The 12,318-nt window shown below is 60.4% G+C and carries 11 protein-coding genes; 7 read left to right on the top strand and 4 right to left on the bottom strand.

Features of this window, described 5'->3' with window-relative positions:
* Window positions 1–9: 9 nt before the first annotated feature.
* Together trkA and HX792_RS02335 are read left to right on the top strand one after the other, a co-directional pair.
* Window positions 10–1,383, top strand: a complete 1,374-nt coding sequence (trkA, locus tag HX792_RS02340; RefSeq protein WP_176994588.1) for a Trk system potassium transporter TrkA — start codon at window positions 10–12, stop codon at window positions 1,381–1,383.
* Between the two features lie 42 nt (window positions 1,384–1,425).
* Entirely contained in the window at window positions 1,426–1,737 is a 312-nt protein-coding gene (locus HX792_RS02335; protein WP_176994587.1) for a hypothetical protein, read from the top strand.
* A 131-nt stretch (window positions 1,738–1,868) separates the two neighbouring features.
* On the opposite strand, the gene HX792_RS02330 is transcribed toward HX792_RS02335, so the two are convergent.
* Both HX792_RS02330 and HX792_RS02325 read right to left on the bottom strand, forming a co-directional pair.
* Window positions 1,869–2,756: a lysophospholipid acyltransferase gene (locus tag HX792_RS02330; protein WP_176994586.1), complete on the bottom strand. Its 888-nt coding sequence runs from the start codon at window positions 2,754–2,756 to the stop codon at window positions 1,869–1,871.
* 40 nt (window positions 2,757–2,796) lie between these two features.
* Complete coding sequence (locus tag HX792_RS02325; protein ID WP_176994585.1) at window positions 2,797–3,354, bottom strand: DNA-3-methyladenine glycosylase I; 558 nt, start codon at window positions 3,352–3,354, stop codon at window positions 2,797–2,799.
* 81 nt (window positions 3,355–3,435) lie between these two features.
* Between HX792_RS02325 and glyQ the strand changes: the two genes are divergently transcribed.
* The 4 genes from glyQ to HX792_RS02305 all read left to right on the top strand — a co-directional run bounded on the left by glyQ (window position 3,436) and on the right by HX792_RS02305 (window position 7,832).
* Complete coding sequence (gene glyQ / locus HX792_RS02320) at window positions 3,436–4,389, top strand: glycine--tRNA ligase subunit alpha (protein ID WP_003187265.1); 954 nt, start codon at window positions 3,436–3,438, stop codon at window positions 4,387–4,389.
* On the top strand, window positions 4,386–6,440 hold the full coding sequence (gene glyS, locus HX792_RS02315; protein ID WP_176994584.1) for a glycine--tRNA ligase subunit beta: 2,055 nt from the start codon (window positions 4,386–4,388) through the stop codon (window positions 6,438–6,440). The genes glyQ and glyS overlap by 4 nt, the downstream gene beginning before the upstream one ends.
* Before the next feature lie 2 nt (window positions 6,441–6,442).
* A complete protein-coding gene (gene gmhB / locus HX792_RS02310) occupies window positions 6,443–6,979 on the top strand; it encodes a D-glycero-beta-D-manno-heptose 1,7-bisphosphate 7-phosphatase (RefSeq protein WP_176994583.1) in 537 nt (178 codons plus the stop codon).
* Window positions 6,980–7,061: 82 nt separating this feature from the next.
* Entirely contained in the window at window positions 7,062–7,832 is a 771-nt protein-coding gene (locus HX792_RS02305; protein WP_176994582.1) for a 1-acyl-sn-glycerol-3-phosphate acyltransferase, read from the top strand.
* A gap of 182 nt (window positions 7,833–8,014) precedes the next feature.
* Here the strand turns inward: HX792_RS02305 and HX792_RS02300 are convergent, their stop codons facing one another.
* Both HX792_RS02300 and HX792_RS02295 read right to left on the bottom strand, forming a co-directional pair.
* A complete protein-coding gene (locus tag HX792_RS02300) occupies window positions 8,015–10,294 on the bottom strand; it encodes a CHASE2 domain-containing protein (RefSeq protein WP_176994581.1) in 2,280 nt (759 codons plus the stop codon).
* A gap of 3 nt (window positions 10,295–10,297) precedes the next feature.
* Window positions 10,298–11,260: a FecR domain-containing protein gene (locus HX792_RS02295; RefSeq protein ID WP_371319322.1), complete on the bottom strand. Its 963-nt coding sequence runs from the start codon at window positions 11,258–11,260 to the stop codon at window positions 10,298–10,300.
* 257 nt (window positions 11,261–11,517) lie between these two features.
* Here HX792_RS02295 and HX792_RS02290 point away from each other — a divergent pair, with 257 nt between their 5' ends.
* Window positions 11,518–12,240, top strand: coding sequence for a response regulator transcription factor (locus HX792_RS02290; protein WP_176994580.1), 723 nt, complete (start codon window positions 11,518–11,520; stop codon window positions 12,238–12,240).
* The last annotated feature ends 78 nt before the right edge of the window (window positions 12,241–12,318 follow it).

Genomic DNA, 12,318 nt, shown 5'->3' with positions numbered 1-12,318 from the left:
AGTGACCGGATGAAAATCATCATCCTTGGGGCAGGGCAGGTCGGCGGCACGTTGGCCGAACATTTGGCCAGCGAAGCCAACGACATCACGGTGGTCGACACCGACAGCGAGCGCCTGCGCAACCTCGGCGACCGCCTGGACATCCGCACCGTACAAGGCCGCGCGTCGTTCCCGACCGTGCTGCGCCAGGCGGGTGCCGACGACGCCGACATGCTGGTGGCGGTGACCAACAGCGATGAGACCAACATGGTCGCGTGCCAGGTCGCCCACACCCTGTTCCACACCCCGACCAAGATCGCCCGCGTGCGCGAAGCCGCCTACCTGACCCGCGCCGGCCTGTTCGATAACGACGCGATCCCGGTGGACGTGCTGATCAGCCCGGAACAAGTGGTTACCCACTACATCAAGCGCCTGATCGAAATTCCCGGCGCCTTGCAGGTGATCGACTTCGCCGAAGGCAAGGCCCAACTGGTGGCCGTGAAGGCGTACTACGGCGGCCCGCTGGTGGGCCAGCAGCTGCGCCAGCTACGCGAACACATGCCGAATGTCGAAACCCGCGTCGCGGCGATTTTCCGGCGTGACCGGCCGATCCTGCCCCAGGGCGACACGGTGATCGAGGCCGACGACGAAGTATTTTTCATTGCCGCCAAGGCGAATATTCGCGCCGTGATGAGCGAAATGCGCCGCCTCGACGAAACCTACAAGCGTATCGTCATCGCCGGCGGTGGGCAGATTGGTGAGCGTTTGGCCGAGGCCATCGAGAGCCGCTACCAGGTGAAGATCATCGAGATGAGCCCGGCACGTTGCCGGCATTTGTCCGACACGCTGGACAGCACCGTCGTACTGCAAGGCAGTGCCTCGGACCGCGACCTGCTGATGGAAGAAAACATCGCCGACGCGGATATTTTCCTGGCGCTGACCAACGATGACGAAGCCAACATCATGTCGTCGCTGCTGGCCAAACGGCTCGGGGCGAAGAAGGTGATGACCATCATCAATAACCCGGCTTATGTGGACCTGATCCAGGGCGGCGATATCGACATCGCCATCAGCCCGCAGCTGGCCACCATCGGTACGTTGCTCGCCCACGTGCGCCGTGGCGACATCGTGAGTGTGCATTCCCTACGCCGTGGCGCGGCGGAGGCCATCGAGGCGATCGCCCACGGTGACTCCAAATCCAGCAAGGTGATCGGCAAGGCCATCCGCGATATCGGCTTGCCGCCCGGCACCACCATTGGCGCGATCATTCGTGACGAAGAGGTGATCATCGCCCACGACGACACGGTGATCGAAACCGGTGACCATGTGATCCTGTTCCTGGTGGATAAGAAACATATCCGCGATGTGGAGAAGTTGTTCCACGTGGGGCTGAGCTTTTTCTGATGACGCTATCGCCGGCAAGCCGGCTCCTACAGGGTTCTTCGTATGCTTGAGTCACTCGAGAAAATGCTGGCCAAGGGTGTGGATAATTCGCTGCTGCGCTTTGGGCTGGGCAAGGGTTATCTGGACTTGAAGGACAACGCCAGGGCGGCAGAGCATTTGCGCAAGTGCGTGGAGTTCGACCCGAAATATTCGGCGGCGTGGAAGCTGTTGGGCAAGGCGCAGTTGGGGCTGGAAGACCGCGCAGCGGCCCGGTTGGCGTGGGAGCAGGGGATTGTGGCGGCCCAGGCCCATGGTGATAAACAGGCCGAGAAAGAAATGACGGTATTCCTGAAGAAACTCGACCGCCAGGCCTGAGGCGATCCCCTGTGGGAGCTGGCTTGCCTGCGATGCAGGCAACTCGGTCTGTCAGTTGCACCGAGGTGATGCTATCGCAGGCAAGCCAGCTCCCACATTTGACCTCCATTGGCAGGGAGGTCAGCGGTTAATCAGTACCACCGCGCCTCACCCGGTGGGCGCTTCTTGAAGCGCTTCATGCTCCACATGTACTGGCTTGGGTAGGCGCCGACATAACGCTCTACCACCTTGCTCATCGCCGCGCAGGACGTGGCGGTGTCGGTGCTGTACATGTCTTCCGGCGCCGCTTCCAATATCACTTTGTAACCCGAACCGTCCGGCAGCCGCAGCGCGTGCAGGAACACGCCAACAGCCTTGTGGCCCGCCAGCATGTTCGGCACGAACTTGCTGGTGAGTGCCTGGGTGGCGAAGAACGGTACGAAGATTCCGGCCGATTCAGCCGGTTCCGGGTCGGCGGGAATGCCCACCTGGCCACCTTTGCGCACTTCCTTGATCACGCTGAGGATGCCTTCCTTGGTGGAGGCTGCCACGCGGTTGCCCAACTGCACGCGCTGCTTGCGCAGCAACTCGTCCACCGCCTTGAGCTTGGGCGGGCGGTAGAAAATGATCGGTTTGCACTGGCTGCAATAGAAGTGGTTCAGCACTTCCCAGTTGCCCAGGTGGCTGGTGATGCCGACCACGCCTTTGCCCGAGGCCAGGGCTTCGTGCAGCACTTCCAGGCCTTCCACTTCACGCACCAGGTCGATGGAGCGCTGGGCCGGCCAGATCCAGGCACAGGCGCTTTCGGTCAGGGACTTGCCGATGTCCATCAGGCTTTGGCCGACGAGGCGCTCGCGGGCGGCCGGGTCCATGTCCGGGAAGCACTTGGAGAGGTTGATCCGCACCGTGTCGCGAGAACGGTTGGGGGTTTTCCACATGATCCAGCCAATCGCCGTGCCGACCGCCTGGACAGCACGCCAGGGCAGCAGGGCAAACAACCGGAGAGCGCCTACCAGCAAGGCGCCTTTAAACTTTTCCACAGGTCACTCCTGATCGTGTGTGGTGCGCAAAGCCGGCATTCTAACCGGCGTTGGCCAGGTCCGCGTAACGGTCGCAGTCCAGGGTGTGGTCCATGACCATGCCAGAAGCCTGCATGAACGCGTAGCAAATGGTCGGGCCGACGAAGGTAAAACCGGCTTTTTTCAAGGCGCGGCTCATGGCTTCGGCCTCGGGGGTGATCGCCGGGACTTCGCTGCGATCCTTGAAATGATTGACCTTGGGCTTGCCGCCAACGAAGGACCAGAGCAACCCTACCGGGTCCTCCAGCGCCAGCCAGGCGGCGGCATTGCGTCGGGTGGCGTTGAGCTTCAGACGATTGCGCACGATACCCGGGTCCTGCATCAGCGCTTCGATCTCGTCATCAGTCAAGCGCGCCAGGCGCTGCGCATCAAAACCAAACAAGACCTTTCGATAATGCTCGCGTTTGCGTAAAACGGTGATCCAGGAAAGGCCCGCCTGGAACCCTTCGAGCAAAAGCAACTCGAACAATCCCTGTGCGTCGCGCAGCGGCGTTCCCCACTCCTGATCGTGATAAGCCATGTACAGCGGATCTTCAGAACACCAAAAGCAGCGTGGCATAAGGCTCCAGGGGATGGTGGCGCGGCCGAATCGGGTATACTCCCGCTCTTTAAATCGCAGCCCAAGTAACAGGTGAATTTCGTGAGCCAGCCTACGCCAGCCGTGCGTACCTTCCAAGACTTGATCCTCGCCCTCCAGCAATACTGGGCCGAGCAAGGTTGTGTGGTACTTCAGCCCTACGATATGGAAGTAGGCGCCGGCACTTTCCACACCGCAACATTCCTGCGGGCCATCGGCCCGGAAACCTGGAACGCCGCTTATGTGCAGCCCAGTCGTCGCCCGACTGACGGCCGCTACGGCGAAAACCCGAACCGTCTGCAGCACTACTACCAGTTCCAGGTGGTACTGAAGCCGAACCCGGACAATTTCCAGGAACTGTACCTGGGCTCGCTCAAGCACGTGGGCCTGGACCCACTGGTCCACGATATCCGCTTCGTTGAAGACAACTGGGAATCGCCGACCCTGGGCGCCTGGGGCCTGGGCTGGGAGGTCTGGCTCAACGGCATGGAAGTGACGCAGTTCACTTACTTCCAGCAGGCCGGTGGCATCGAGTGCTACCCGGTGACCGGCGAAATCACCTACGGCCTGGAGCGCCTGGCCATGTACCTGCAGGGCGTGGACTCGGTCTACGACCTGGTGTGGGCAGACGGCCCGTTCGGCAAGGTTACCTACGGCGACGTGTTCCACCAGAACGAAGTGGAGCAGTCCACCTACAACTTCGAACACGCCAACGTCGACAAGCTGTTCGAACTGTTCGACTTCTATGAAAGCGAAGCCAAGCGCCTGATCGAACTGGACCAGCCGCTGCCGTTGCCAAGCTATGAAATGGTGTTGAAGGCCTCCCATACCTTCAACCTGCTGGACGCCCGCCGTGCCATCTCGGTAACCGCGCGCCAGCAATACATCCTGCGTGTACGCACCCTGGCGCGTTCCGTCGCCCAAGCCTACCTGCTGGCTCGCGCCAAGCTGGGCTTCCCGATGGCAACCCCGGACCTGCGTGATGAAGTGTTGGCTAAGCTGGAGGCTGCACAATGAGTGCTCAAGATTTCCTGGTTGAACTGGGCACCGAAGAGCTGCCACCCAAGGCACTGAATACCCTGGCCGACGCGTTCCTGGCCGGTATCGAAAAAGGCCTGCAAACCGCTGGCCTGAAGTTCGAAGCGAAAAAAGTCTACGCCGCGCCACGTCGCCTGGCGGTGTTGCTGACCGCGCTGGAAACCCAGCAGCCGGACCGCAGCATCAACCTCGACGGCCCACCGCGCCAGGCCGCGTTCGACGCCGAAGGCAACCCGACTCAAGCGGCACTGGGTTTCGCCAAGAAGTGTGGCGTCGAGCTGAGCGAGATCGACCAGAGCGGCCCGAAACTGCGTTTCAGCCAGGTCATCACCGGCAAGCCGACTGCAAGCCTGCTGCCGACCATCGTTGAAGACTCGTTGAACGACCTGCCGATCCCCAAGCGTATGCGCTGGGGCGCACGCAAGGAAGAATTCGTGCGTCCGACCCAGTGGCTGGTGATGCTGCTCGGTGACCAGGTCATCGATTGCACCATCCTTGCCCAGAAAGCCGGCCGTGACTCCCGTGGCCACCGCTTCCACCACCCGCAAGCCGTACGCATCACTTCGCCGGCCAACTACGCCGCCGACCTGCGTGCCGCTTACGTGCTGGCCGACGCCAACGAGCGTCGCGAGCTGATCAGCAAGCGCACCGAAGAACTGGCCCGCCTGCAGGAAGGCACCGCCATCGTGCCGCCAAGCCTGCTGGATGAAGTGACCGCCCTGGTTGAATGGCCGGTGCCGCTGGTGTGCTCGTTCGAAGAACGTTTCCTCGACGTGCCGCAGGAAGCCCTGATCACCACCATGCAGGACAACCAGAAGTATTTCTGCCTGCTGGACGTGGACGGCAAGTTGCTGCCGCGCTTCATCACCGTGGCCAACATCGAGAGCAAGGACCCGCAGCAGATCATCGCCGGTAACGAGAAAGTCGTTCGCCCGCGCCTGACCGACGCCGAGTTCTTCTTCAAGCAAGACAAGAAGCAGAAGCTGGAAGACTTCAACCTGCGCCTGCAGAACGTGGTGTTCCAGGAAAAACTCGGCAGCGTCTACGACAAGGCCGTACGTGTTTCCAAGCTGGCCGCCTACATCGCGCCACGCATTGGCGGTGACGCTGCATGGGCTGCGCGTGCGGGCCTGCTGTCCAAGTGCGACCTGGCCACCGAGATGGTCGGCGAGTTCCCGGAGATGCAAGGCGTTGCCGGCTACTACTACGCCCTCAACGACGGCGAGCCGGACGATGTGGCCCTGGCCCTGAACGAGCAGTACATGCCGCGTGGTGCTGGCGCTGAACTGCCAAGCACCTTGACCGGTGCAGCGGTGGCGATCGCTGACAAGCTGGATACGCTTGTGGGTATCTTCGGTATCGGCATGTTGCCAACCGGCAGCAAAGACCCGTACGCCCTGCGCCGCGCCGCCCTGGGTGTGCTGCGCATCCTGATCGACAAGAAGCTGGACCTCGACCTGACCCAGGCCGTGGTGTTCGCGGTTGGCCAGTTCGGCGGCAAGGTCAAGCAAGCCGGCCTGGCCGAGCAAGTGCTGGAGTTCGTCTTCGACCGCCTGCGTGCGCGTTATGAAGACGAAGGCGTGGACGTGTCGGTGTACCTGTCGGTACGTGCCCTGCAGCCGGGTTCGGCGCTGGACTTCGACCAACGCGTACAAGCAGTACAGGCCTTCCGCAAATTGCCGGAAGCCGATGCCCTGGCCGCCGTGAACAAGCGCGTGTCGAACCTGCTGAGCAAGGCCGAAGGCCTGGGCAACGCCGAAGTCGACCCTGGCCTGTTTGCCGACGCCAAGGAGTTCTCGCTGAACTCGGCCATCGCCAAGGCAGAAAACGCGGTGAAACCGCTGATCGCCGAACGCAACTACGCCGAAGCCCTGGCGCGCCTGGCCACCTTGCGTGAGCCGGTGGATGCGTTCTTCGAAGCCGTGATGATCAACGCCGACGATGCCAGCGTGCGGAAAAACCGCTACGCCATGCTGGCGCGCCTGCGCGGCTTGTTCGTCAATATCGCTGACATTTCGACGCTGAGCTAACCATGTTGAAACTGCTGATTCTCGATCGGGACGGAGTGATCAATTACGACTCCGACGCTTACATCAAGTCGGTGGCGGAGTGGATTCCACTGCCCGGCTCGATTGAGGCCATCGCGCAGTTGAGCAAAGCCGGCTGGACGGTGGCCATCGCCACCAACCAGTCCGGCATCGCCCGTGGTTACTACGACATCGCCACCCTGAACGCCATGCACGCGCGCTTGCGCACGTTAGTGGCTGAGCAGGGCGGTGAGGTGGGGCTGGTGGTGTACTGTTCCCACGGGCCGGACGAGGGCTGCGATTGCCGCAAACCCAAGCCTGGCATGTTGAAAACCATTGCAGAACATTACAAGGTGCCGTTAGCTGGGATATGGTTCGTCGGGGATAGCCTCGGTGACCTGGAGGCGGCCAAAGCCGTCGACTCTCAGCCAGTTTTGGTTAAGACCGGGAAAGGCGAAAAGACCCAGGCGAAAAACCTGCCGGTAGGCACCTTGATTTTTGACGATCTGGCGGCCGTTGCCGCAGAACTTATCAACAACTAGCCGCCCTCGACTTCCTGAACAAGGATTGCTCGGGAGTGCGCTTTTAGCAGGCGGGCCGCGTCCCGCAACGGTAAATGCCGCCATGTCGATTTTGCAGGCCATCAGAACCTTTTTCTTTTACCTGCTGCTGGGCACCAGTTCGTTCCTCTGGTGCACCCTGAGCTTTTTTATTGCGCCCTTCCTGCCGTTCAAGGCGCGTTATCGCTTTATCAACGTCTATTGGTGCCGCTGCGCGTTGTGGCTGACCAAGGTGTTCCTGAACATCCGTTTTGAGGTCAAGGGTGCTGAAAATGTGCCGGACCAGCCCTGCGTGATTCTGTCGAACCACCAGAGCACCTGGGAGACGTTCTTTCTCTCGGCATACTTCTCACCCCTGAGCCAGGTGCTCAAGCGCGAACTGTTGTACGTGCCGTTCTTCGGCTGGGCCATGGCCATGCTGCGGCCGATCGCCATCGACCGCGACAACCCCAAGGCCGCCCTCAAGCACGTGGCCAAGAAGGGCGATGAGCTGCTCAAGGACAACGTTTGGGTACTGATCTTCCCGGAAGGTACGCGCGTTCCCTACGGCACCGTAGGCAAGTTCTCACGCGGCGGTACGGCTCTGGCAGTCAACGCCAACCTGCCGGTGCTGCCGATTGCGCACAACGCTGGCAAGTTCTGGCCAAAGACCGGCTGGGCCAAACGCGAAGGCACCATCACCGTGGTCATCGGCGAGCCGATGTACGCCGAAGGTGAAGGACCACGCGCCATTGCGGCACTGAATGACCGTGCCCAGGCGTGGAATGAAGCCCAGCAACGAGCCATGGGTTCGTTGCCGCCGGAGCCGGTTGTGGTCGAGACGCCGGCGGTTTGAGGATCTGTGGATAACCTGTGTACGGTTTGTTGGCGAATTGGCTTTTTTGATTCATAACAGGCTGATTTACTTACATATTTCTTCAGCTCATAAAATCACGAAAAACGTGCATAAGTTTTTTCAGCATTAAAAAACCGGTCCTTGTGACCGGTTTTTTATGCACAGCGGAAAAGTACGTTTTTTTAGTCGTCCAGCAAGGGCAGTTGCAGGCTGAATGTTGTGCCTATGCCGAGTTCGCTGTCGCATCGAATGCGCCCGCCATGACGTTCCAGCACGGCCTTGACCATGGTCAGGCCCAACCCCAGCCCCTCGCTGCCCTGGGCCGAATCGAAGCGTCGGTATTGACTGAACAACTCCGGCAGATCCGCTGGCGCGATCCCGGGCCCCTGGTCGCTGATGCGGCACTCAAGCCATCCCTGCACGCTGGCGTGGCTCAACCGAACGGTGGTGCCGGAGGGGGAATATTTGATCGCATTCTCCAGTACGTTGAATAACGCCCGGGTCAGCAACGATTGGTCGGCCAGGATCATGCCCTCGTCGGCCTCATCCAGGTCGTGGACCAAGTGAATGCCCTTGAGCTGCGCGATCACCGCCACCTGGTCGAAGGCATCCATGACCAACATGGCGAACAGGGTTGGCTGGAATTGGTAACCGTCAGCCTCGGCCTTGGCCAGTTGTACGAAGGATTCGGTAAGGCTCAAGGCCCGCCGCACTTGTTGCTCGATCTGGGCGAATACCGGGGATTCGCCATTGTGCACATCCAGCAGCGCGAGGATCGCTGAATGGGGGGCGCGCAGGTCGTGGGACAAGAAACGCAACATGGTCTCCCGGTGCTGCTGGGCGTTACGTTCCTTACTCAGGTCTGTAAGGCTCAGCAGCCAGCCGAGCGCGACGTCGCCGTCAGCCGGCAACATGGGGGCCAGCTCCATGCGCAGGCTGCGCTGGTGGATGTCCCGGAACTCGACCAGCTCCAACACTGACAGGGCAGGGCGCACGCCATTGTGCAGCGGCGGATAGCCCAAGTCGGCCAGTTCTTCGAGCAGGTTTGCGGTGATCAAGTCATGGCCAAATACGTCGCGGGCAATGCGGTTGGCCAGCAAGATATTGCCTTGGGGGTCGGTAATCAGGGTGGCAACCGGCAGGCATTCCAGGCCGTCAGCCATGAAGCGCCGGGTATCCCGTGTACGGCTTACGGCTTGCTCCAGGGCAAAGATACGCGCTTGCAGCACGTCGCCTTTGCTGGCGGGTGCCCTGCGGCGCTCAGGCAGCACTTTGGGTTCGTTATCCAACCTAGCCAGTTCCCAGCCGAAGTAGGCAAGGATCACACTGAGGCGGCGCCAGTTCCAGATCAGGTAGCTGAGCAAAAGGCCAATCAGGCACGCCGCAGGCGACCACCAATGACCCAGGCGCAGCAAGGCCAAAGAGCCCAGCAACGCAGCAGCCATGCAGCCCAGGGTCATCCACAGGGCGTAACGCGGCCGGTAGAGCAATAGACCCAGCAGCAACGCCACCCCTGAAGTCGCCATCAACGCAGCCAGCCAACCGGGAAGGTCGACGATGCTTCGGCCTTGAAGCAGTCCATTGAGGACGTTCGCCTGGATCTCTACCCCAGCCGTGGTACCGACGGTAGAGGAGAGCGGGGTGACAAAACGATCACCCATGCCAGACGCCGTGGCACCGACAAAAATCAGCCGATCACGCAGTTGCTCAGCAGGCACCTCACCCCGTAGGACGCTGGCGTAGGACACACTCGGAAAGTGCGTATGGGCACCAATGAACGGAATACGTATGGCGTGTTCACGGTGCCAGTGCGCACTGATCGGCTCCAGCGCCTCACCAGGCATCTCGTCCGCCTGGCCACTCAGCGTGTACGCCATCCACGCCAGTTGCGGCGTGGTGTCATCAGGCGGGCCTTCACGCATGTACAGATTGCGAACCACACCGTCACTGTCGGCCTCGACATTGATATGCCCTACGCCCTTGGCACATTTGAGCAGCGGCAGTAGTTGTGCGCCGGGCTGGCTGTAGCGGGTGGCGTCTTCGCGCAACAGCGGCAGCAACACGTTACCGGCCTCGCACACTGATTGGGCAAGACGCCGATCATTGGCCGGCTCACCGGGCTCGCTGAAAATCACATCGAACAGGATGGCTGCGGGCTGTGCAGCATTCAGGCGGTCGATCAGGTCTGCGTGCAGGCTGCGCGGCCAGGGCCATCGGCCGAGGTCTTTCAAACTCTTGTCATCAATGGTGACCAACAGGATGCGCGGGTCTACCGGCAGCGGGGTGAGGCGGCGCAGGCTGTCATACAGCGGGTTGTTCAGCGCCAGTCCTGGGCTGAGCGACAGGTAAGCAGTGATAGGCAAGAGCAGCAAACCTATCCACAGCCACTCACGGACCAAACCGTGGAACAGGCGCTGTGCATGGGTGGGTTGGCGTTTCTCGGCCTTGCGCCAGAGCATCATTGATTAGCCACCAGAGGCCTTGGCCTGCGTTGCGGGCGGGTAGTAGAAGATGTCATAAACCCCGGTTTCTCCCTCCAGGCCCTGTTCGTCGTAAGCCGACAATCGCACGTGATAGAACGATGCTTTGAGCCCAGTGAAGCTCATTTTCGGCTCGCTGGAAAAGTTTTCCTGCTTGATGTTCATAAAGGCTTGGTCGGTGGCGACTTGGGCGCGATAGCGCTGGGCGCCGGGTAAGGGCCGCACGTACAACTTCCACATAGGTGCATCACCTTTTTGCCCATCCTGACCCACCAACTTGGGTGCGGGCAGGAGTGTCACGGTGTTCAGATCGCCTTGCTTCTTGAACAGCAGGCCTTGGCGAGCACCGACTTTTACTTCGTCTTCATCAGGTTTTTTCCGGGTGTCCCGGTTGGCGGCTACCTGCCCATCCAGCACCTCAAGCATGGATTGCTCGCCGTCGTCCCGCACCCGAAAGTGCGTACCGCGCACGCCCAGCACGCCAACGGGTGTCACGATCTGGAACCGGTCATGCTGACTGGGCTGCTTGATCACATAGGCCTCGGCCTGACCCTGTTCCAGGATGACCTGGGGAATCGATTGCCTCTGCTCCATATGCAAACGCACCTGCGAACTTGACGGCAACACCACCCGGGAACCATCGCCCAGCAACAGGCTGACAAACGCCGAGGCCGAGGTTTTCACACCTTCCTTCTCATCAATCGTCATGCCTTCCTGCAATGGGCGTAATTGGCCCTTGGTGTCGAGCTTCCAGGCTTCTCCCGTCAGGTGCTGCACAACGGCCGGTAGCGGCTGCGCTCGACACATCCATGGGTTATCAATATAGGGCGGGCGCACCACAGCAGAAGCATGCGCCGCCCCCACCACCAAACCCAGCAATGAGGAGAGGGCGTAGCACAATCGGTTAGGGGAAAAGGTCATGGTGCTCATCAAGGTTAGGGGTTCCAGAAGGCATCTGACACCGACGCGCACAGGATGACGGCAGCGCATGTGTCGGCTGATCCTTTTCCTCAGGGGCAGGAGCCGGTATCTTTCCTACATCGGTTTTGAAGTCTTTCAGTGGGTTAAGGGCTCTTTGATATCAGCCTACCGAGGGAATCATAAGGCCGTTAATTCTGACCACAATTCTTCAGATTCAAAGGCCGGTAATTGAGCAGCCTAGCCCGAAGTTGGCCGCCGTATTTTTTAGTAGAAAGGACCCACCCATGCGTGTCGCAATACTGGATGACGAGCCCGCGGAATTGCGTCGGGTTGAACAGACACTGCGACAAATCCCCAGCACCACGGAACAGCCTTGGTCCCTGCATTTTTTTGAACGGGGTGAAGACCTGCTGCGCCAACTGCGCCGGGAAACGTTTGATCTGCTGATACTCGATTGGCAGTTGCCCGATATCACCGGCATTGCTCTGTTGCGCTGGACTCGCGAACACATGGAGTCGCCCCCCGCAGTGATCATGCTGACGAGCCGTGATGCAGAGAGCGATATCGTTACCGCATTGAACAGCGGCGCCGATGACTACGTCAGCAAGCCCTTTCGTCCCAATGAATTGAAGGCCCGGGTGTCGGCCGTTTTGCGCCGCCACGGCCTGCAGAAAACCAACGCCCATGAAGTGCAGAGCTTCAATGACCTGACCTTCGATGATGCCGAGTTGACCGTTACCCGTGCGGGCAAGCCGATCAACCTGACCGAGCGCGAGTATCGACTCGCTAGCTGCTTGTTTGCCAACCTGGCACGCCCGCTGTCTCGGGAATACCTGTACGAGCGTTTCTGGACCCATGAAGAAATGGTGTCGTCGCGGCCACTGGATACCCACATCTACCGTCTGCGTAACAAGCTTGGGCTGACGGCAGATCGCGGCTGGCAACTGCTGACGATCTACGGATACGGCTATCGGTTGGAGAGTGTGGCCGCAACGACTCCGGGGTAAAACGCAGATGTTCCACGTGGAGCATTTCAAAACTGCCTGTTCGAGTACCCAATAAAAAAGGCCAACGCTAAGCGTTGG

This window comes from Pseudomonas sp. B6002 (assembly GCF_013385985.1).
GTDB lineage: Bacteria > Pseudomonadota > Gammaproteobacteria > Pseudomonadales > Pseudomonadaceae > Aquipseudomonas.
Note: the sequence above shows the minus strand (reverse complement) of the source record. Positions and strands in the feature narration are given on the sequence as shown.

Bases quoted from the DNA above. Each gene is read 5' to 3' on its own strand.
- trkA (WP_176994588.1), top strand. From the start codon at position 10: ATGAAAATCATCATCCTTGGGGCAGGGCAGGTCGGCGGCACGTTGGCC.
- HX792_RS02335 (WP_176994587.1), top strand. From the start codon at position 1,426: ATGCTTGAGTCACTCGAGAAAATGCTGGCCAAGGGTGTGGATAATTCG.
- HX792_RS02325 (WP_176994585.1), bottom strand. From the start codon at position 3,354: ATGCCACGCTGCTTTTGGTGTTCTGAAGATCCGCTGTACATGGCTTAT.
- glyS (WP_176994584.1), top strand. From the start codon at position 4,386: ATGAGTGCTCAAGATTTCCTGGTTGAACTGGGCACCGAAGAGCTGCCA.
- gmhB (WP_176994583.1), top strand. From the start codon at position 6,443: ATGTTGAAACTGCTGATTCTCGATCGGGACGGAGTGATCAATTACGAC.
- HX792_RS02305 (WP_176994582.1), top strand. From the start codon at position 7,062: ATGTCGATTTTGCAGGCCATCAGAACCTTTTTCTTTTACCTGCTGCTG.
- HX792_RS02300 (WP_176994581.1), bottom strand. From the start codon at position 10,294: ATGATGCTCTGGCGCAAGGCCGAGAAACGCCAACCCACCCATGCACAG.
- HX792_RS02290 (WP_176994580.1), top strand. From the start codon at position 11,518: ATGCGTGTCGCAATACTGGATGACGAGCCCGCGGAATTGCGTCGGGTT.